Below are 20953 nucleotides of genomic sequence, written 5' to 3'. Positions count from 1 at the left end.
CGTCCCGTCGGCTGTTCGGCCTGGCGGGACCGTGATCGACCCGATGAGCGGACCTCTGCCACGGGCGGAGAGCTCGGAGGCACCGGAGGCCGCGCTGCCCGATGAGGACACCTTCCAGATGCCGAGCGCCTGGCGGCGGCTGCTGCACCCGCGGCGTGGCGGCGTGGTGCGCAATGTCGCGGGGGTGCGTGCGGAAGTCGTCGCCCGGGCGGTGGAGCGGATCAGCTCCGAGCAGGAGTGGATCGAGCAGACGCTGACCGCCCCGCACTCCCACCCCGTGCTCGTGCGCGCAGCCCGTGCCTATATGGAGGGGGAGGCTGACCCGCTCGGGGCCGCCGCGGTGGCGAGCATGCTGCCGCCGGCGTGGACGTCGCGGGGAGGCTGGGAGGAATCCCCGTTCGTCGACGCGTGGATCGAGCGGCACGGGCTCGTGTTCGCGGCCGTGGCGGCGGTCGAGACGTTTGAGGTCGAGACGGGCTGGCAGCAGCGCGGGTCCGTCCGCACGGATCCTGCTCTGCGGTTCCAGGGAACCGGTTCCCGGCACACCGCCCCCTACATGGTCCGTCCGCAGCTGGACCGGGTGCGTGCGCTGGTCGCCTGCGCGAACGAGGAGGCCTACGCCCAGGTGGTCGCGGCACTGGAGAAGTGCCGGACCACCGCGCGTCGGCGGGCTCTCACGTCCTATCTCGCACCCGATGTGCCCGGGTGGGTCGAGGAGTGCCTCGACGAGGAGCCGGAATACGGGAACGAGGCCTTCGACCTGCGCGGGCTGCTGCTCTGCGCGCTGGGAGATTCCGCGCAGGTCGAGCGCATCGGCCCGGCGCCCAAGCTGACCTGGAACGGCTGGTCGGTGGCGCTCATCGCGACTCTCGCCGACGGTCTGGGCACCGCGTGCGTGCCGTTCCTGAACGAGGCGCTGGACCGGGCCTACGGCTCCGACCAGCTGCGCACCACCGCGTCAGCGGTGGCTCAGTTCCCCCACGACGACGCGTTCCGGCTGCTGATCGCGCGGCTCGACGACAAGCAGGTCCGGCCCGCGCTCCAGGAGGCGATGCAGCGGTACCCGGTGCGGGCCGTTCGCTTGCTCGCCTCGGCATCGTTGACGAACGGCAAGAACGCCCCGGCGGCGCGCCAGCTCCTCAACACGCATGTGGTGCTGAACAGCGGTCTGCTCCCGGCGATTCTGCCGCAGCTCGACGCGACGACGGCCGAGCTGGTGCGCTCGCTAGACGGTGCTCGTGAGCGCGTGGCCGAGGCCGCTCCGGAGTCGCTGCCCGACCTCCTGGTGTCCCCGCCGTGGACGCGCGCGCGGACCCAGCGGAAGGCGCGCGTCCTCCTCGGCCTGGAGCCGGACAGCACCTCGGCCCTGGTGTGGCGCGAGGGTGAGCGTGAACGCTGGTCGCACGTGGACTATCTCGGGTGGGAGTACCCGGAGGGGACGAACTGGGGTCAGGAGGCCGCCAAGCACCTAGGCTCTCGTAGCAACCTCTGGTACGCGCACCGTCTGCTGCTCCAGGGGCCGGCTGACGTGCTGCTGCCCTGGGTGGAGAAGTGGCGGCCCGAGGAGCTCTGGGGTGGCAGCGACTGGCTGCCCGCCGTGCTTGCCAAGTACGACGTGGCCGCCGTGCCGATGGCGGTGTGGGCCGCTGAGCGCCAGCCCGCCGCTCTCGCCCGCCTGCTGTTGCCGGTTCTCGACCTCGGTGCGGCGCGGGTGCTGGCCGACGGCATGGTGCGACTCAAGTCCGTTCAGATCACCGCACGTTCCTGGTTCGCCCGGCACGGCATCGCCGCCGGCCTGCTGCTCGTTCCGGACGCGGTCGGTCAGACGGGTGCCGCACGCCGGGCCGCCGAGCAGGCCCTGCGTCTGGTGGCAGCCGACGACGGCACGGACGCTGTGCTGGCGGCTGTAACCGAGCGCTACGGCGCCGAGGCGGCGGAGATCGTCGCTGAGGGTCTGGCCACGGATCCGTTGGAGAACACGCTTCCGGCGCGGATGCCGGTGCTGCCCGCCTGGGTGCAGCCCGCGGTCCTGCCGCAGATCCTGCTGACGTCCGGCGAGGCGCTGCCGGAGGACGCGGTCCGCCATGTGCTGACGATGCTCGCGCTGTCCAAGCCGGGCGATCCGTACGCCGGCCTGGCCGTCGTCACCGACAACTGCCGCGCCGACTCGCTGTCGGCGTTCGCCTGGGCCCTGTTCGAGGAGTGGCGCCAGGCGGCCATGCCGGCCAAGGAGAGCTGGATCCTGCACAGCCTCGGGGTGCTCGGCGACGATGAGACGGTGCGCCGACTGACGCCGATCCTGCGTGACTGGCCTGGCCAGGGAGCGCACCACCGGGCGGTCGAGGGGCTGAACGTGCTGGCCGAGATCGGCAGCGACGTGGCCCTGCTGCACCTGCACGGCATCGCGCAGCGGGTGAAGTTCAAGGCGCTCAAGGCGCGCGCGCAGGAGAAGATCACCGAGGTGGCCGAGGGTCTCGGGCTCACAGGTGACCAGTTGTCGGACCGTCTGGTTCCTGATCTGGGCCTGGAGCCGGACGGTACGACGGTCATCGACTACGGGTCGCGCCGCTTCACCGTGGGCTTCGACGAGCAGTTGCGCCCATTCGTGCTGGACGCCGACGGCAAGCGTCGCAAGGACCTGCCTGTCCCGGGTGTCAAAGATGACCAGGAGCTCGCTCCGGCTGAGCGCAAGCGCTTCATGGGCTTGAAGAAGGACGTCCGTACCATCGCGTCCGACCAGATCCGCCGTCTGGAAGCAGCGATGGTCGCGCAGCGGAGCTGGACGGCCGGGGAATTCCGCGAGCTGTTCGTGCAGCACCCGCTGGTCTGGCACCTGGTGCGCCGTCTGGTCTGGCTCGCCGGAGTCGATTCCGGCACTGGCACCGGCGCTGGCGAGGGCGCGGAGGTCACCGCGTTCAGGATCGCTGAAGACCGCAGCTTCGCCGACGTGAACGACGACGAGTTCACTCTCGCCGAGGACGCCACCGTCCGGCTGGCCCACCCGCTTCACCTGGGCGACACCCTTGCGGCCTGGTCCGAGCTGTTCGCCGACTACGAGATCCTGCAGCCCTTCAACCAGCTGGGCCGGGCGGTGCGGAGTCTGACGCCGGAGGAGGCGGCGGCCAACCGCCTGCACCGGTTCGAGGGATGCACTGTCCCGGTGGGGCGGCTGCTCGGTCTGACCAAGCGCGGGTGGGAGCGCGGAGAGCCGCAGGACGCGGGCGTCGAGCGCTGGTTCTCCAAGAAGATCACCGAGGGTTGCCACCTGGTCATCGAACTGAACATGGGCATAGCCGTCGGTGTGGTCGACATGTTCCCCGACCAGACCTTCGACACCGTCTGGCTGGCGGGCGCACCGGGCGACTACCGGCCCATGTGGAACTACACCCACGTGTTCGGCGACCTCGACCCCGTCGCCGCGTCCGAGCTCCTGGCCGACCTGGAGGAGGTGGCCCCGTGACCGCCGTCGAGATCGATGTCGCCCAGAATGCTCCAGGTCCGGACGAGCAGGCGGGCCTGCAGCGCCCGCCGGCCGAGGTCCGCTACGCCGAGGAGCTGGCGGCTCTGCGCGACGGCGATCGCGACCCGCGTCCGCCGGGCTGGCAGCTCAGCCTGCGTGCCGCGCGCCGGTTCATCGTCGGGGACGAGGAGGAGGGGATCAGCCGCAAGTTCGTCGGTAACGCCTCTCTGGTCGAGCGGGCGTTGGTGACGTTGGCGACGAGCCGGGGGCTGATGCTGGTCGGCGAGCCGGGCACGGCCAAGTCGCTGCTCTCGGAGCTGATCGCGGCCGCGGTCAGCGGCACCTCGACGCTGACCGTCCAGGGAGGCGCGGCCACCACCGAGGACCAGATCAAGTACTCCTGGAACTACGCATTGCTGGTCTCTGAGGGCCCGTCACCGCGCTCGCTCGTTCCGGCGCCGATGCTCCGCGGTATGGCGGAGGGACGGATCGTCCGGTTCGAGGAGATCACGCGCTGCCCGCTGGAGGTGCAGGACTGCCTGCTCTCGCTGCTGTCCGAGCGGGTGCTGGCGGTGCCGGAGCTGGAGGGGCCGGATGCGATGGTCTTCGCCCGGGCCGGCTTCAACGTCATCGCCACCGCCAACACCCGCGACCGCGGCGTCAACGAGATGAGTGCCGCGCTCAAGCGGCGCTTCAACTTCGAGACGGTCTTCCCCATCGCGGACTTCGCGACCGAGCTCGCGCTCGTCGAGGCCGAGGCGGGCGCTCTGTTGCGCCGCTCCGGGGTCGAGGCTGCGCCGAACCGTGACGTGCTGGAGGTGCTGGTCGGAACGTTTCGCGAGCTGCGCGGCCACCAGGCCTCCGGGGAGCGGCTCTCGGCCGTGATGAGCACTGCGGAGGCGGTGTCGGTTGCCCATGCGGTGGGCGTGCGTGGCTGGTTTCTGCGGGGTGAGGCCGGCAACGCGGCCGACGTGGTCACCTGCCTGGCTGGTACGGCGGCCAAGGACAGCCCGGAGGACCTCGCCCGGCTGCGCCGCTTCCTGGAGCAGCAGGCTTCACGCCGGCGCGGGCCCCAGTGGCAGGCCCTTCACGAGGCACGACACCTGCTGGCCGAGTGATGTCCGTCCACTTCATCGGCGTCCGCCACCACTCGCCGGCCTGCGCCCGGCTGGTCGCCCGCACCATCGCGGCGCTGCAACCCGCGTACGTGCTCGTGGAGGGGCCGGTCGACATGAACGCGCGGCTGGCCGAGCTGATACTCGGCCACGAGCTGCCGGTTGCCGTGTTCAGCCACTACCGCGACGAGGAGCGGACGGCGACGTCCTGGACGCCGCTGTGCGACTACTCGCCCGAGTGGGTTGCCCTGCACGCCGGTCTCGATGCCGGGGCGCAGGTGCGCTTCATTGATCTGCCGGCCTGGCATCCGGCGTTCGTCGAGCGGGCCGAGCCGCTGGCCAACCGCTTCGCCGATGCCGAGGCGCGCTACGCCGAGGCGACGCGGCGGCTGTGCGAACGGTTCAGCGTGGACTCTGTCGACGCGCTCTGGGACCGGCTGTTCGAACTCGCTGGCCCGGAGGACACGGACGGGCTGCAACAGCTTCTCGATGCCTACTTCGAGCTGGTCCGCGGCGACGCGCAGGCAGAGCCGGGCGACCGGGCACGTGAGGAGTACATGGCCTCCTGGATCCGGGCTGCCGTCGCGCACGCGGGGGAGCGGCCCGTGCTCGTGGTGACCGGCGGGTTCCACACACCGGCGCTTCGGGCACTGACTGCGACTGCAGCCGAAAAGGGGCGCTCGCCGTCAGGCGAGAGGGACAGCGCTTGGCCCGAGGTCCCGGAACCTGCGGCCGGGGCGCTGGGCGGCAGCTTCCTCGTGCCGTACTCCTTTCGCCAGCTCGACGCCTTCGCCGGCTACCAGTCCGGCATGCCGTCCCCCGGCTACTACCAACTCCTGTGGGACCACGGCCCGGCCGCCGCGGCCGACCGGTTGACGGAGCAGGTCGTCACACGGCTTCGGAAGGAGCGCCTGCCGGTCTCGACGGCCGACCTCATCGCGGCCCGCACTCTCGCCTCCGGTCTCGCGGCGATGCGCGGCCACCAGGCATCGGCACGGACGGACGTCCTCGACGGGCTGGCAGGCGCCCTGCTCAACGAGGCGCTGGAACAGCCGCTCCCGTGGACAGGGCACGGTGTCCTGATGCCCGGCACCGACCCGGCCGTGGTCGCCATGGTCGCCGCGAGCACCGGCGAGCGGACCGGCCGGTTGCACCCGGACACGCCCGCCCCGCCGCTGGTGCACGACGTGGCGACCCAGATGCAGGCGTGCGGGGTCGTCCTCGGCGAGCCGGTGAGCAACGACCTGACCGAGCCGACCGGATTGCGGCGAAGCCAGCTGCTGCACCAGCTGCGCGTCCTGGGGATTCCGGGCCATACCCGCACGGCTGGGCCGACCGGCGGAGCGGACCCGGTCTTCACCGAGCGGTGGGATCCAAGTCCGGCGCAGGGTCGTGAGGCGGCGCTGATCGAGGCGGGCGCCTACGGTGCCAGCCTGGCGCAGGCGGCCTCGGTGGCGCTGGCCGAGCGCGCTCGGGCCGGTGTGAGCGCGGCAACGGCTTCGGATGCGGCGGTCGCCGCACTGTCGGTCGTGCTCTTCGACGCGGTGCTGTGTGGAGCGGACACCCTCTCCGCCGAGTTGCTGGACTCCCTGGCGACGCGGGTCGGCGCGGTCGCCGAACTCGGTCCCGCCGGTGAGGTGCTGGCCACAGCGCTGCACCTGTGGCGGCACGACCGCGTGTACGGCACCGCGGGCGATCCGCTGTTCGGCCGCGTCGTCGACGAGGCTGTCGGGCGGGTGTTCTGGCTGGCCGAAGGTCTCCACGGAACCGGAGGGGTCGACTTCCCCCGGCTTCGCGCCCTTGCCGCCGCCCGGGACGCACTGCGCCACGCCGAGCATCTGCTGACCCTCACTCGCGCGACGGCGATGGCCACGGCCACGCGGATCGCCGCCGACACCGCCGCACCTGCGGACCTGCGCGGCGCCGCCTTGGGACTGCTCTGGTCCCTCGGGCTCTCCGACAGCGATGTGCCGTCGGGCCACGAAGGCCGCTCGCACGCCGAGGCTGCACAGCAAGCCCGCTCGCTCGCCGCAGCCGCCCCCGAGACGCTCGGCGACTGGCTGGCCGGCCTGTTCGCCCTGGCCCGTGACGAGGTGACCGGCCGAGGGACGGCGTCGGAATCCGGTGACCGCCCGTCCCTGCTCGACGCACTCGACGAGATCGTGACCGCCCTCACCGGCGACGACTTCCTCATCGGCCTGCCCGCCCTGCGCCAGGCCTTCGCCTTCTTCCCACCCCGCGAACGCGAACGCATCGCCGAGCGGCTGCTGGCGCGACGCGGCCGGATCGGCTCGGCGCGCTCCCTGCTACGGACCTCCGCAGACCCGCTGGTCCTCGCACGCGCCCGAACCCTGGAGGAGAACGTGCAGCGGCTGCTCGACCGGCATGGCCTGCTCGACCGACACGAGCTGCCCGTTCAGGGGGCTGACTGATGAGCACGCCCCACGCCGGCGCCGGAGCCGGAGCGCCCGCCCCCACCGACGAAGGCCTGGAGCGCTGGCGGCTCATCCTCGGCCAAGCCGCCGAGCGCTGCACCGGACCGCTCGGCCCGCAGGCCGCCGCCCGCGACGCGGCACTCGAGTGGCTCTACGGCCGCGACACGGACCTGGAGCAGCGCGGCGAGCGACGCGCCACGCCGGCTGGTCGCACCGGCGGCGACGGCCCGTCTCAGATCACCGCAGTGGACTGGCTCGACGACATCTACCGGCTCTTCCCCAAGGAGACCATCGAACGGCTCGAACGCGACGCCGTCGAGCAGTACGAGATCCACGAGATCGTCACCGACCCCGACGTGCTCGCACGAGTCGAACCCAACCCCACCCTGCTCCGAGCTGTCCTGCGCACGAAACACCTGATGAACCCGCAAGTTCTGGGCATGGCACGGCGCATCGTCGAGGCCGTGGTCCGCGATCTGCTGGAACGGCTGCGGCCGGAGGTGCGCCGGGCCTTCACCGGTTCCCGCTCACGGCGCCCGAGCCGACTCCCGCTGGCCCGCGACTTCGACTTCCAGGGCACGATCCGTGCCAACCTGGCGCATTACCAGCCGGAGCAGCGCCGCGTTCTTATCGAGCGGCCCCGCTTCCACTCCCGGACCCGAAAGCACCTGGAGCAGTGGCAGCTGATCCTGCTGGTCGACCAGTCCGGGTCGATGGTGAACTCGGTGATCCACTCTGCCGTCACCGCCGCCTGCCTGTGGAGCCTCCCGGGCCTGCGTACCCACCTCGTCGCCTTCGACACCGAGGTCGTCGACCTCACCTCGGACGTCACCGACCCGGTCGAGCTTCTGATGGGGGTCCAGCTCGGGGGTGGCACGAACATCGCCCGAGCCGCGGATTACGCCGCCGGTCTGGTGGACAACCCGCGTCGCAGCATCGTCGCGATCGTCTCCGACTTCTACGAAGGCGGCGATCCCTACCGACTGGTCCGCACTGTCCGTGCACTCGTCGAACAAGGCGCCACCGTGCTGGGTCTCGCCGCGCTGGACGAGGAGGCCGACCCGGTCTACGACCGAGACCTGGCAGGACGCCTGGCCGAAGCGGGAGCCCACGTGGGCGCGATGACGCCGGGACAGCTGGCCGAGTTCGTTGCAGAGAAGGTGGGCCGATGACCACGAGCACGCCACTGCGTGAAGACCTCCTCGCCCTGACCGCAGAGACCCTCGCCTCGCTCGCCAACCGGGGGCTGGTCAAGCGAGCGGCCAAGGACCTGGACGCCGACGCCGGGCCGCAGGTCAGCAGCGAACAGGACGGGACCGTCGTCGGCGTCCATCCCGACGGCACTCGTACCCGCCTGCCAGTCGGCGTCGGCCTGGATGGTGCCCAATGCGACTGCCCAGCGAGCGGCGTCTGCCGGCACCGGATCGGTCTGGTGCTTGCCTACCAGCGTCTCCAGGCCCTCGACAAGGCGAAGCAGCCGCAGGACCCGCCCGTGACCGTATGGTCGCCCGCCGAGTTCGACGACGAGACGCTCGAAGCGGTCCTCGGTCGGCCGGCAGTCGCGGCCGCCCGCCGCGCCGTCGAGCGCGGCTACTCCGCGACCGTGCACCGAGCCGAGGAGGCGCAGCCCGCACCGTGGGTCGAGCTGCCGACCTGCACGGTGCGCTTCCCCGTTCCGCACGAGCTCGGCTACGCCCTGACCGACGCCGCAGCACTCCAGCGCGGTGAGGTGATCGCCCTGGCGGTCTGGGCGTTCCGGGCAGCCGACGAGGCACCGAATGACAACACCGCGCTGACCCGGGACACCCCGCCGGTCAGCGCGGAGACCATGGTCTCTGTCGGAGGACGCCCACCCACGCCGGCAGACGCCGTGGGCAGGGACAGCGGCCTGGAGCGGCTCGACGAAGCCGTGGCCCTGGCAGACGAGTTGCTGCTGGATGGAGTCGCCCACACGAGCCCAGTGTTCGCCGCCCAACTGGAGCGCATGGGCGCGGCGCTGACCCGCGCTTCCCTCCACTGGCCCGCTTCAACCCTCGCGGACCTGCGCAGGCAGATCCAGGCCTACGCTGCCCGCGACGCGTCCTACGAACCCATCCAGGCCGCGCGCCTCTTGGCCGAACTGCACGCCCGCCGCCGCGCCGGCAGATCCGACCGGGTGAGCGTGCTCGGCACCCAGGAACCGTCCGAGACCCCACTGCGCCGGGTCCGGCTTGTCGCCCTAGGCTGCCGGATCACCGGCCGGACACCCAACCGGCGTTCCGCAGAGGTCTACTTCGCCCACCCCGACGCGGGAATCGCCCTCGTCCTCCGCAAGCACTGGGAAATCCCGGACGACCGGGCGCTCACCGGCCACGAGCTCGCGTCCCGTCGCCTGCTCGGATCCGCACTGCGGGACCTGGCCGGATCCAACGTCGTCAGCGAGAGCATCTCCCGCAGCCCCAGCCGGTCCGTGACCATCGGACGCGGTCGCATCGCGGCCACAAGCATCATCCCCGTCGGCTCGGCATGGGCCGACCTCCCGGAACCGCTGCTGATCCGCGACCTGTCGACCCAGATGCGCGCCTGGGACGGTCGGCCACCGCGGTTGATCAGGCCGAGGGTGGAGGCGGACACGGCCCGGGTGCTCGCCGTCGCCGATGTCGGGCCGGTCGGGTACGACCCTGCCCAGCAGCGCTTGGAGGCGGTCGTCCGCGATCCGTCAGGTAACGAGGCGGTGATTCGCGCCGACTACAACCCGGCCTGCCCTGGCGGCCTCGACGCGCTGTCGGACGCCTTGAGCCGATCGCGGGTCCGGTTCGTCAGCGGCTTGCTGCGCCGTGATGGTGGTCTCCCTCTGCTCGACCCCCTGGCTCTGTTGAGCGACGAGGGCCTCACCATCCCCGACTTGGCTGCCGGCGATGGCAAGGTCGCGCTCGGGATCGGCACACCCCGAAGTAGTGACCCGATCACCCAAGCCATCAAGTCCGCGCTCGATATGCTCGCCGACATCGCGCACGCTGGTCTTCGCGGCTTCGGAGAAGCCACCCGCGACGGGCTCGCCACCGCAGCCAGGGAGCTCCGGCGAACCGGACTTCACGCAGGGGCAGCGCTCCTCGATTCGATCTCCACGACGATGGACGCGAAAGGTGTTGAGGCTACGGGGGTAGCCTGGGCAAACGCGGCAATCCACCTGCTCGTGAGTCTCGAACTGCACGAAGAAGCTCGCGCATCCTGAGGAGCGCGACGCGAGGACGTGCCGGCCGGGCGGTGGGAGCGGCCGCGCCGGTCTTGGGCGCCACGCGAGAACGCGATGCGCACCGATCCCCGTGGTCCGCCGTCTCGGTGACCTCGGTGTCGCTGACCGGAAACCTGCTGACCTGCTCGCCGACGCGTGGTTTCCCGGTCCGGACGTGGGTGCAATGGCTGGCTGGCGCGAACCCGCGGCTGGGGAGCTGGGAACTGCCGGGCGGTGCATCGAGGCACCTCACCGTAGCCCCCGCCGACCCGCCCCTGCGCTGATCAGGTTGTTGTGTTTGGCTGCCGGTCTTTGGCCCTGTCTTGGCTCCGCGGTCTGGGCGCTGCGTACCGCTGACTCCTTCGAGCAAGCGGTTCGTGTGGCTCTTGATCTCGGAGGCGACACGGGCGCCGTCACTCACGTCACCGATCGTCGGGGAGTAGACGGAAGCCGTATTTCCCGGTCAGCGGCATGAGGGCGCGGAAGTCTCGGCGGTCCAGGGTGAGGATGGACTCGGTGTCGAATTGTTCGGCGAGGACGACGTTGACGGCGTCGGTCAGGTCCAGCCGCAGGCCTGCGTAGCGGTCCTGCACTTTGTGGGCCTTGCGCAGGGCGTCGGCGGACAGGCCGGGAACGGCCACCCGGCCCGTCTGTGCCTGGCTGAGCAGCCAGTTGTTGACCGAGAGGGCGGCCTGGCGGCTGACGTTGCGCGTGGTGATGTGCTCGATCTCCAGGAGAACGAGTGGGGAGACCACGGTGAGGGCGGCTTCGCGCAGAGCGGTCCGAGCAGCCTCGTGTTCGGGGTCGGCGACGTTCAGCGCTGCGACCAGGCCGGAGGTGTCGCCGATGACGATCACTTGTGGTCCGACACTGCGTCGGACACGGTCTCGTGGATTTCCTCTGCGCTTACGGGGTGGCCGAAGTCGAGACGGGGGATGTCCCAGTCCTCGTCCCAGCGCTGGGTGCGGAGTGCGGCGAGGTGGAAGGCCTCGCGGAAGTACTCCGATTCGGGGCGGCCCTCACGCTCTGCTGCCGCTTTGATCAGCGCCAGATCCTGTTCGTCCACCATGACGGTGGTCTTCTTCAGTGCCATAGGGTTATGGTACCTCCACCATATGCGTGCGGCTGGCTCTCATGCGTTGCCCGGCTTCGACGCGGCCAGACGGCTCGCCGCCGCGCCCCACCGCCCCCTCGGCCCACACGTCACGTCGAACGGACGGCGTCGGACGCAGTCGTTGGGATACTGGTCGTCGGCGGTGCCGGGAGGGCGAATCCGCTGATGGTTGCTGTGGAGCGTGAGGCTGATGTCCATGAGTGGGGTGGGCTTCTCGGAGGCGCAGCTGCGGGATGCAGCGGGGGTCCGGTCCTTCGAGCGGGGCCTGGAGTACACGGGTGCCGTCTCAGGGTTGGAGGTGCTGGAGGCCGGGGCCACGGCTACCGTCCACGGCGGCAGTGCCTACCGGGTCGAACTGGGTACCGGTCGGGGCGGCGGATTGAGGGGTGAGTGCAGTTGCCCGTACGGTCGCGAGGGCCATTTCTGCAAGCACTGTGTCGCGGTGGGGCTGGTGCTGCTGAGTCGGGCCGCCGCCGTTCCGGGGCAGCGGGCTGAGGCGGAGCGCGGCCGTCGAGATCTGGACGAGTGGCTGGAGGCCCGCAGCCAAGGAGAACTGCTGGCACTGGTCCGGGAACAGGTTGCCCAGGACCGGGCGCTACGCCGTCGGCTGGAGTTGCGTGCGGCTGCGGACAGCGCCGACGTAGACGCGATGCGTGTGCGCATTCGTGCGCTGTTGGACGCCTCTCCGTTCAGCCAGTACGGCTTCGTGGAGTACGCGGATGCGGACGCCTACGCCGAGCAGGTCGCGGAAGCGGTCCGGGCGATCGGCTCATTGCTGGAAACCGACTACGTCGAGCAGGCGGTGGAGGTGGCCCGCGAAGCGCTCCGAAGCCTCGCCTCCACCTACGAGAGCGTGGACGACTCCTCGGGGCAGCTGGGCAGCGTGGTCGAGGAGTTGGGCCAGGTTCATCTCGACGCCTGCCGGGCGGCGCAGGCCGCTCCGGAGGAGACCGCGGAGTGGCTTTTCGCGCACCTGACCGGTCCCGGCGGTGACCTGCTCGACATTGACGTCACCGACTACTTCGACGTGCTCGGTGCGGCGGGCAAGGCGCGACTGGACGCCCTGGTGACGGAGGCGTGGCACCGTCACCCGTCCGACTGGACGCTCAAGCACCTCAAGCAGCAGCTGGCGCGCTTGGAAGACGACGTCGACGCGGTCGTGGCCGTGTACGCGGCCGATCTGGCCCCCACGGGTGCCACCCATCTGCAGGTCGCGCGGGAACTCGACGCTGCCGGCCGATCCGGGGAGGCGCTGGAGTGGGCGACCCGAGGCCTCGAGGTCGCCTCCTCCGCCGCACCCGCCGGGAGGGTGGACTCGGGCCTGGTCGACTACCTGTGTGACCGCTACCAGGCCGCAGGCAGGGCAGAGCTCGCGGTGGAAATCCGCCGTGACCGGTTGCGTGCGGAGCTGAGTCTGGCCGCCTACCAGCGCTTGCGCCGGGCGGCGCAGGCCGATGGTTGCTGGCCGGCCGAGCGTGGCCCGGCGCTGGAGGTGCTGCGTGCCGAGGCGCTCAAGCAGGCGGAGAGGCCGTGGCGGTCGCCCGCCGCGTGGATCGACGCGCTGGTGGACGACGGGGATCTCGAGGAAGCCTGGGTTGCTGCGACCGGGGTGGCCACGGATCAACAGTGGCTCACCTTGGCCGACCTGGTGTCGGCCCAGCGCCCGGGTGAGGCACTCAAGGTCTATCTGCGCGCGGTCGAGCCGCTGACGGCCGTAACGGGCGAGGCGGCGTACCGGCAGATTCTTCGTTTGCTGGTCAGCGCCCGCGCCTGTCATGAAGCCCTCGGCACACTGGGGGAGTTCGACGTATACGTGGCCGCGCTGCGTGCCGGGCAGAAGCGCAAGCGGAACTTGATGCGGCTGCTCGATCAGCACGGCCTGTGACCCGTTGGATGGCCTCCCGTGCCGGCAGTGGCGAGCGAGGGCCAGGACTGTCTCGGCTCGGGCTGAAGTGTCTTGGGGCTTGTGATGCCAGGCTCCGGTAGCCGTGACCGCGCGTCCGGGTGGTGGGAGCGTGGTGGGAGCGGCGGCGCCGATCACGATTGATACCCGTTGGCAGCGTCGGGACTTGCGGGCACCTCGAAGTCGGACAGATCGGCCTAGATTAGTGCACTCCGTAGTGTGTTGGTACTACCGGGAAATGATCTAGAGCGGCTCTTAATCAGCGGGTCCGGGGTTCGAGTCCCTGGCGGCGCACATCCGGCCTGCGGCTCCATGAGTGATCATGGAGCCGCAGGTCTTTTGTGCGTTCGACGGGAGCGCGGGCGCTGATCAGGCGCGAATCACCAGAGGATGGGGCTCCCTGTTGATGCGACGGCCTAACGTCGGCTGCGTCCGGCGGGTGGCGCGGCACAGGCCGCTCGCGAGGTCTGGTCGACCGCGGCAAGGGCAGCGGAGGTCACGAGCCGGCGTCCGGCACGGATACCCGGGCGCTCCGATGGGACCGGACCCGAACGATCAACCGCTGGGCCACCAGCAGGTTGATCAGCCAGGAGAGCCATGCCCCGCTCATGTACGCCGTGGGGAAGGAAAGGCCGGCGCTGGAGAAGAGCGTCAGCCAGACGCGGAAAGTGACAGCGGCGAAGATGAGGGAGTAGGACCGGATCATCCAGATCTGATGCTCCGTGATCGACCGGCGCCGGATCGTGGCGTAGGCCATGCCGGACGCGAGCAGCAACGCCGTGGCGAGCCCGGCGAACCCGAGGGGGGCGACCGGCCAGTAGAGCCCCTTCGGGACCAGCAGGAGGGCTCCGAGCCCGGCTGCCAGGGCGCTGAGCAGATAGATCCGCCCGATCGCCCGGTGCGCCATCGGATGCCGCGCTCTGATCCGGGGTACGAACTGCCAGGGGCCGAGTGCGAGGGCCAGGATGCCGCCGCCCACATGGAGGAGCAGCGGGACGAGGTTCGCGACGTAGACGGCGCGCTGCTGTGCGAGGAACAGCCTGGGGTCGAGGGTGAAGTAGCGCGCGGAGAAGGCCGCAGTCAGCGTGGCCAGAACCGTCATGCTGATCCAGCCGCTCCTGATCCGGAACCGGCGTGGGGTCTTCTTCCGTGTGGTTCCGCCGTCCCGGTCGGCTTTGGCGTGAGCGGATGGGCTGCTGGTGGGTACGGGAGCGGTCATGGCGGGAAAGTTACGGTCCGGTCCTGGCGCACCGCGTCCACCTGTCGGGGGCGGCCCCGGTACCTCGGTCGGGGTATCGGTGGGAGCCGGCTGTCGCGGCGGAGCCGAGCAGGCGGGCAGCCGGGAACCCGACGGACGGGCGCTCAAATACCCCACCAGGGGTACGACTTGCCTACCCTCTCAGGGCAAGGTGGAGTGGGCCGTCGGTCGCTAGGCTCGGCTCGATCAAGTCGCCGCGCAGCGATGACGCCCCACCCATGGAGCTGTGATGAGTCGGCCGAACCCGGCCAGCGGCCTTGCCCTCGGGCGACTTCGGCCACCGTCGGCCCAACTGGTCATCCGAGGTCGAGCGCGCCTCGGTCCCGTGGTGCTCGACGTTGCGCCGGCCGCCGCGTTCCTGGCCGCGATGGTGGCCGAGCGGCTCGGTGCGGCGACCCGGATCGGTGACCGGATGCCCGAGGCACTCGCGCTGAGCGGGTTGATCGCCGCCGCGCTCGCCGTCCGCCGGACGTTTCCGCTCGCCGCGTACCTGGTCGGGACTGCGGCTCTGTCCGCCGAGGCGTTGTTCGTCCTGCCGAGCCCGGTCTCGCCGTACGCGAACCTGCTCGGCCTGTACTCGCTCGGCCTGCGCGGCACGCGGGCCTGGGCCAGGCTGGGACCGGTCATCGCGCTGCTCGGTATGGTCGCGTACTTCTCCGGAGTCGCGCGCACCTACCAGTTGATGCCGGCCGCGGTCCTGTTCGTCTGGTTGCTCGTCTGGGCGCTCGGATACGGCTCGGCCCGCAAGCAGGAGGAACAGGCGGCGGCGCGCCGAGCACTGCGCGACCAGGTGGTCGCCGAGGAGCGGGTGCGCATCGCCAGGGAGCTGCACGACCTGGTCGGGCACACCCTCAACGTGCTGCTCGTGCAGGCGGGTGCCGCCCGCCGGCTGCTCGACCGGGACCCGGAGCAGACCCGGGGCCTGCTGAGCACGATGGAGCACACCGGTCGTCAGGCCCTGGAGGAGCTGGACCGGGTGCTCGGTCTGTTGCGTCAGGAGGAGCCGGGAACGCTGCCGGGGTTGGCGCACCTGGCATCGCTGACCGAGCGGATGGAGCTGGCGGGGATCCGGGTGACCGCACGGGTCGACCCCGACGTGCACCAGGCACCCCGCCCGCTCGACCTGTCGGCCTATCGGATCGTCCAGGAGGCCCTGACCAACACGGTCAAACACGGACGCGCCTCCCGAGCCGAGGTCTCGGTCCGGTGCGACGGAGCGGCGGTCCACGTGGAGGTCCAGGACGACGGGGTCGGCGTGGGCGGTGGCTACGTCCCTGGACGTGGCCTGCGCGGCATTGCGGAGCGGGTCCGCGAGCTCGGCGGCAGCGTGGAACACGGCGCCGGCGAGTGGGGCGGTTTCCGGTTGCACGCCGTTCTCCCGATCCGCGTCCCGGGCAGCCCGATCCTCGGCAGTCCGGCGGCGGTGGCCCCGTGACCGTCCGAGTCGTGGTCGCCGATGACGACGCCCTGCTGCGCGCCGGGGTGGCTCTGGTCCTGGGCAGTGAGGACGGCATCGAGGTGGTCGGCGAGGCCGCCGACGGGCTGCAGGCCGTGGAGCTGTGCCGGGCGACGACGCCGGACGTGGTCCTGATGGACGTACGGATGCCCGGCATCGACGGGGTCGAGGCGACCCGCCGGATCGTGGCGGAGCGGCGGGCCACCCGAGTGCTGGTCCTGACCACGTTCCACCACGACGACTACGTGTGGGGCGCCCTGCGGGCAGGGGCCGCCGGCTTCCTGCTCAAGCGGGCCTCCCCGGAGCGTCTCATCGACGCCGTGCAGACCCTCGCCGCCGGGGAGTCGGTGTTGGACCCCGCGGTGACCCGTGACCTGGTGGGCCAGATCGTGGCCGCCGGCCCGGGGCGGGACCGGCCGGGGCCGACCGATCCGCGCCTGGCCCGGCTGACGGCGCGGGAGCGGGAGGTGCTCCGGCAGGTGGCCGAGGGCCACTCGAACGCGCAGATCGCCGGGCAGTTCCTGCTCGCCGAGTCCACCGTGAAGACCCACGTGAAGCGGATCCTCGCGAAGATCGACGCGCGCGACCGCGCCCAGGCGGTCGCGATCGCCTATCAGAGCGGCCTGATGGCGTCCGAGGGCGACGCCTTCGGGGCAGGGGACTGAGCGCTCGAGTCGTCGATCGGCTCGTCAGCTCCGCTCCCGGAGCTGCGATGCGCGGCTCAGGCGATCCGGCGCGGCGCCAGCCGCCGGACCGGTTCGACCTCGGTCGGGATCGGCGCGTCGCCCGGGCCCGGCACGTGGAGCAGGGCGAGATACCGCTCGCGTGGGAGCAGGGCCGCGCCCAGGGCGCGGACGTGGGGGCTGTCCCACTGGGCGTCGAGGAGGGTCCCGCCCGCCTGACGGAACCGCTGCGCGAGGTCGGCCACGGCGACCTGGCCCGCGCCCGGCAGTGAGCTGAACATCGAGTCCATGCTGAACACCGGTCCGATCCGGACGCCGAACACGCCGCCGACGAGGTCGCCCTCCTCGTCCCACACCTCGACGCTGTGCGCCGCGCCCGAATCGTGCAGCAGGACCAGGCTCTTGATGAGTTCGTCGGTCAGCCACAGCGGCTCGCGCCGCGCCCGGCAGGCGCGGACGACGCGTTCGAAGGCGTGGTCGGCGGTAGTCGTCCACGGCAGGCGGTGGCGCAGTCGGCGGGCGAGGCCGTGGCTGAGGTGCACGTCGGTGGGGTCGAGGACCGGGCGGGGGTCGGGGGACCACCAGGCCACGGACCAGGGGTCGCCGGCGTCGGCGGGTCCCAGCAGCGGGATGCCGCCCGCGGCCGCCTCGGGGGCGTTGGCGCGCTGGACCGCGGCGCGGGCGGACGGGTCGGGGAGGGGGATCGGGTAGGCGCCGGCGCGGTAGCCGGCCAGCAGGCTCTCGGGGCCGAGGTCGGCGCCGAAGGCGACCGGGCCGGTCGTGGGGGCATGGGAGAGGTCGAGGTCGGGCCAGGAGACGGGGTCGGCGACGCGGCCGGGCCCGTCGCTGCGTCCCTGCGGCGGCTGCAGGTAGCCCTCCGCGAGCAGGAAGTCCACGTAGCGGTCCAGCATCGGCAGGTCCACCGGCGGGATCCGCAGCCCGCTGTCGGCCAGGGCGTGCTCGGTGTTGGTCCGGGTGAAGGCGGGGAACACGTCGTACAGGTACATCTCGCTGACCGTGAGGTCGGCCCTGGCGCAGCGGTCCACGAAGAGCGGGACGAAGGGCGTCACCGGGTGGGCCGGATGCGCGGCCGCGAACTCGACGAGGGCGGTCACCCAGGTGCGGTACGGCACGGTCTCGACCTTGTAGCCCTGTCCGCGCAGGCACTCGCCCAGTGAACTCATCAGCGCCGGCTCGGGGTTGGTGAGGTGGTACACCTGCCCCCTGGCGGGCCGGGTCGTGGAGATGTGTCGGACCGCGCCCGCGAAGCAGTCGGCGGGCAGGAGGTCCAGGGGAAACTCCTGGTCGGGGCTCATGCCGGTGTCCGCGATGAACCGGATCAGCGCGCAGATCTCCGTGGTGGTGTTGACCGCGCCCGTGCCGACCGGCCCCGTGACGTCGTGGAGCCGGTAGAGCGCCATGGGGACTCCCGCCTGGGCGGCTTCGTTGAGCATCGCCTCGGCGACCCACTTGGTCTCGACGTATCCCACCGTCAGGTAGTCGGCGTAGTCCAGCGGGGTCTCCTCGGTCACCTCGCGCCGGCCGACCGGTCCGAAGCCGGCGAGCACGGCCATGGTGGACGTGAAGTGGAGCGGGATCCGCCGCGGAGCGGCGAGGCGGACCATCTCGCGCACGGACTCCACGTTGACGGCCCGGAGGTTCTGGTAGGGGAAGATGAAGTTGACCTGGCCGCCGAAGTGGTAGATCAGGTCGACGGTGTCCCCGAGCTCCGCGAAGCGGTCGGCCGGGAGCCCGAACCGGGGGCGGCCGAGGTCGCCCACGACGGGCAGGATCCGCTCGCCGCGCAGCTCGGCGGGCAGGTCGTCGAGGTGGTAGCGCTGGTGGCAGGCGCGGATCCGCTCCCAGGCCTGGTCGGCGTCGGCCGCGCGGACCAGGCAGTGGATCCGGGCGTCGGTGTGCCGGACCAGGTCGTGCAGCATGTGGATGCCGCACAGACCGGTGGCTCCGGTGAGCAGGACGTCGCCCGGCTGCTGCCACACCGGCGGGCGGCCCGTGCCCGGGTGCAGCGCGAGGCACAGCTGCGATTCGGCGGCGAAGTCCACCTCGGTGCGCTCGGCGTCGTTGAGAGTTCCGGCGCGGGCCTGGCGCAGCCGTTCGCTGAAGGCGGCGAGGGTGGAGTGGCGCAGCAGTGAGCTGGTGAGCTCGCGGATCTGGTCGACGTCGATCCCGAACATGACCCGGGCCCGGGCGAGCATCTCCATGGCGAGCAGCGAGTTGCCGCCGAGTTCGAAGAAGTCGTCGCCGGCGTCCACGTGCGGAAGGCCGAGGATCAGGGCCCACAGGTGGGCCAGGCTGTGGTGGAGCGTCGCGGTCGGCGTGTCGACGGGCCTGGCGCCGGCCGAAGGGGTGGGCAGCAGCGGGCCGCTCCGCGGCAGGGCCTTGCGGTCGACCTTGCCGTTGGGCGTCAGCGGCATCTGCGGCAGCGCGACGAACGAGGTCGGGACCATGTAGCCGGGCAGTGCCTCGGCCAGGGCGCCGCGCAGCCGGTCCCCGTCGGCCCGGGCGTGGCTGCCCGGGGTGTCGGTGAGCGTGTAGTAGGCGGCGAGTTCGGGGTCGCCGCGATCCTGGCGGACCGTCACCACCGCGTGGCGCACGCCCGGCTGGGCGCGCAGCACGGACTCGATCTCACCCGGGTCGATCCGGTACCCGCGGATCTTGACCTGCTCGTCGATGCGCCCGAGGATCTCCAGGTTGCCGTCGGGCCGCCAGCGGCCGGTGTCGCCGGTCCGGTACATGCGGGCGCCGGGGGTGTGCGCGAAGGGGTCGGGCAGGAACTGCAGGGCGGTGAGGTCGGGCCGCCGCCACACGCCTTCCGCCAGATGGCTGCCGCCGATGTAGACCTCGCCGCGTTCGCCGGGCGCGACGGGCCGGAACTGGTGGTCGAGAACGTGCACGTCGCCTCCGGGCAGGGCGCGCCCGACCGGGGCGGGCGCGCCGGTGGGGGTGGCGAGCAGCTCGTAGGTGAGGTCGCAGGTGGTGGAGGTGATCGTGGTCTCGGTCAGCCCGTAGGCGTTGACCAGCCTGATGCCGGGGAAGTGGCGCAGGAACGCGTGGCAGTCGCCGGTGTGGATGATCTCCCCGCCGAGGATGACCAGCCGCACGCTCGCGAGGTGCTCCTGGCCGGGGCCGAGGATGTCGAGCAGGCGCCGCCAGTAGGCGGGGGTCATGTCGAGGACGGTGATGCCGTGTTCGGGGACGCCGCGGAGCAGGTCGGTGGGGGCCCACGGACGGGATTCGGTGAGCACGACCGTGGCCCCGCTGGTGAGCGGCGCGAAGATCTGTTCCAGTGAGGTGTCGAAGCCGACGGCGGCCAGATGGAGCACCCGGTCTCCCGGCCCGAGGCCGTAGTAGTCGGCGCTGGCGGCCAGCGAGCCGGACAGGGACCGGTGGGTGACGGCGACCCCCTTCGGCGGACCGCTGGAGCCGGAGGTGTAGATCACGTAGGCGAGGTCGTCCGGGTCCGGGTCCTCCGGGGGCGGGCGGTCCGGACGGTCGGGCAGCGCGACGAGATCCTCGACGGTGCGGACCTGGCCGGAGCGTGCCCCGGACAGTCCGGCCGCATGGTGACGATCAGTCAGGATGAGTGCTGCGCCCGCGTCGGCGGTCAGTTGCACCAGCCGCCGGCTGGGCGCGCCGGGGTCGAGGGGGAGGAAGGCGGCCCCGGCCCGCTGCACCGCGAGCATCGCGACGACCAGTCCCGCGGTCCGGTCGAGGCACAGCGCGACGACGTCCCCGCGGCCGATTCCCGCCTCGTCCTGCAGCCGGGCGGCCAGCCGGTCGGCGTCGTGGTCGAGCGTGCGGTAGTCGAGTTCGCCCCCGTCCCAGCGCAGTGCGGAGGCGTGCGGCGCGGCGAACGCCCGCGCGCGGACACGGGCCGAGACGGTGGCGACGCCGGAGGCGGTGCCCACTGCCGGAGAGGTCGTGGAGGCCGTAGATGTCGCCCCGGTCGCAGTGGTCGCAGTGGTCGCACTGGTCGCAGCGGTCACAGCTGTGCCGGCGGTCGCGGCGGGTGCCGCCTGCGGCCGGTCCTGCGTCGGTGCCGGCCCCTCGGCATCCGCCGCGGGCGCGGCGTCCGCCGCAAGCACCCCGGGCGGGTGGTCCCCGGCCGCGAGCGCCGCGGCGCATTCGGCGGCGGTGCGCGGAACCGGGTCGACGACCCGCCAGCCGTCGGGGACAGGGAGGTGCGCGGGCCACACGGCGCGGTGCCGACCGTTGTCGCACAGCACGTGGTGCGGCTCCTGGACCTCCTCTGGGCCGGCGTGTTCGGTCGTCACGTGAGGGCTCCGCGCTGGTT

Annotated in this window: 12 protein-coding genes and 1 pseudogene; 9 read left to right on the top strand and 4 right to left on the bottom strand. The window is 71.7% G+C overall.

Annotated features, from left to right (window positions below; translation table 11 throughout):
• Positions 1-43: 43 nt before the first annotated feature.
• From BS83_RS22145 to BS83_RS47700, 6 genes and pseudogenes are all read left to right on the top strand, one after another.
• Entirely contained in the window at positions 44-3460 is a 3417-nt protein-coding gene (locus BS83_RS22145) for a DUF4132 domain-containing protein (protein WP_051945506.1), read from the top strand.
• Entirely contained in the window at positions 3457-4578 is a 1122-nt protein-coding gene (locus BS83_RS22140; RefSeq protein ID WP_232248451.1) for an ATP-binding protein, read from the top strand. The genes BS83_RS22145 and BS83_RS22140 overlap by 4 nt, the downstream gene beginning before the upstream one ends.
• A complete protein-coding gene (locus BS83_RS22135; RefSeq protein ID WP_037605328.1) occupies positions 4578-7007 on the top strand; it encodes a DUF5682 family protein in 2430 nt (809 codons plus the stop codon). Before BS83_RS22140 ends, BS83_RS22135 begins: the two co-directional genes overlap by 1 nt.
• Entirely contained in the window at positions 7007-8182 is a 1176-nt protein-coding gene (locus tag BS83_RS22130) for a VWA domain-containing protein (RefSeq protein WP_051943595.1), read from the top strand. The genes BS83_RS22135 and BS83_RS22130 overlap by 1 nt, the downstream gene beginning before the upstream one ends.
• Positions 8179-10224 carry a hypothetical protein gene (locus tag BS83_RS22125; protein WP_037605327.1) on the top strand — a complete coding sequence of 682 codons (2046 nt, stop codon included), beginning with the start codon at positions 8179-8181 and terminating at the stop codon, positions 10222-10224. The genes BS83_RS22130 and BS83_RS22125 overlap by 4 nt, the downstream gene beginning before the upstream one ends.
• Positions 10225-10534: 310 nt before the next feature.
• Positions 10535-10651: pseudogene (locus tag BS83_RS47700) on the top strand (ADP-ribosylglycohydrolase family protein); the annotation flags it as partial.
• Here BS83_RS47700 and BS83_RS22120 read toward each other — a convergent pair.
• Positions 10647-11081, bottom strand: coding sequence for a PIN domain-containing protein (locus tag BS83_RS22120; RefSeq protein ID WP_037605326.1), 435 nt, complete (start codon positions 11079-11081; stop codon positions 10647-10649). The pseudogene BS83_RS47700 and the gene BS83_RS22120 overlap by 5 nt on opposite strands.
• Positions 11078-11317: a ribbon-helix-helix protein, CopG family gene (locus BS83_RS22115; RefSeq protein WP_037605325.1), complete on the bottom strand. Its 240-nt coding sequence runs from the start codon at positions 11315-11317 to the stop codon at positions 11078-11080. Before BS83_RS22115 ends, BS83_RS22120 begins: the two co-directional genes overlap by 4 nt.
• Before the next feature lie 217 nt (positions 11318-11534).
• Here BS83_RS22115 and BS83_RS22110 point away from each other — a divergent pair, with 217 nt between their 5' ends.
• Positions 11535-13223, top strand: a complete 1689-nt coding sequence (locus BS83_RS22110; protein WP_037609629.1) for an SWIM zinc finger family protein — start codon at positions 11535-11537, stop codon at positions 13221-13223.
• 514 nt (positions 13224-13737) lie between these two features.
• Here the strand turns inward: BS83_RS22110 and BS83_RS22105 are convergent.
• Positions 13738-14343, bottom strand: a complete 606-nt coding sequence (locus tag BS83_RS22105) for a DUF2306 domain-containing protein (protein WP_051943592.1) — start codon at positions 14341-14343, stop codon at positions 13738-13740.
• A 481-nt stretch (positions 14344-14824) separates the two neighbouring features.
• Here BS83_RS22105 and BS83_RS42030 point away from each other — a divergent pair, with 481 nt between their 5' ends.
• Complete coding sequence (locus BS83_RS42030; RefSeq protein ID WP_051943590.1) at positions 14825-15934, top strand: sensor histidine kinase; 1110 nt, start codon at positions 14825-14827, stop codon at positions 15932-15934.
• A complete protein-coding gene (locus BS83_RS22095) occupies positions 15931-16620 on the top strand; it encodes a response regulator (protein ID WP_037605324.1) in 690 nt (229 codons plus the stop codon). The genes BS83_RS42030 and BS83_RS22095 overlap by 4 nt, the downstream gene beginning before the upstream one ends.
• Before the next feature lie 56 nt (positions 16621-16676).
• Here BS83_RS22095 and BS83_RS22090 read toward each other — a convergent pair whose 3' ends face one another.
• On the bottom strand, positions 16677-20933 hold the full coding sequence (locus BS83_RS22090) for an amino acid adenylation domain-containing protein (RefSeq protein WP_051943588.1): 4257 nt from the start codon (positions 20931-20933) through the stop codon (positions 16677-16679).
• Between the last annotated feature and the right edge of the window lie 20 nt (positions 20934-20953).

It is taken from the genome of Streptacidiphilus rugosus AM-16, assembly GCF_000744655.1.
Lineage (GTDB): Bacteria > Actinomycetota > Actinomycetes > Streptomycetales > Streptomycetaceae > Streptacidiphilus > Streptacidiphilus rugosus.
Note: the sequence above shows the minus strand (reverse complement) of the source record. Positions and strands in the feature narration are given on the sequence as shown.

Excerpts from the sequence above, each read along its gene's own strand:
- BS83_RS22125 (WP_037605327.1), top strand. The coding sequence starts at position 8,179 with ATGACCACGAGCACGCCACTGCGTGAAGACCTCCTCGCCCTGACCGCA.
- BS83_RS22115 (WP_037605325.1), bottom strand. The coding sequence starts at position 11,317 with ATGGCACTGAAGAAGACCACCGTCATGGTGGACGAACAGGATCTGGCG.
- BS83_RS22110 (WP_037609629.1), top strand. The coding sequence starts at position 11,535 with ATGAGTGGGGTGGGCTTCTCGGAGGCGCAGCTGCGGGATGCAGCGGGG.
- BS83_RS22130 (WP_051943595.1), top strand. The coding sequence starts at position 7,007 with ATGAGCACGCCCCACGCCGGCGCCGGAGCCGGAGCGCCCGCCCCCACC.
- BS83_RS22105 (WP_051943592.1), bottom strand. The coding sequence starts at position 14,343 with ATGACGGTTCTGGCCACGCTGACTGCGGCCTTCTCCGCGCGCTACTTC.
- BS83_RS22145 (WP_051945506.1), top strand. The coding sequence starts at position 44 with ATGAGCGGACCTCTGCCACGGGCGGAGAGCTCGGAGGCACCGGAGGCC.
- BS83_RS22135 (WP_037605328.1), top strand. The coding sequence starts at position 4,578 with ATGTCCGTCCACTTCATCGGCGTCCGCCACCACTCGCCGGCCTGCGCC.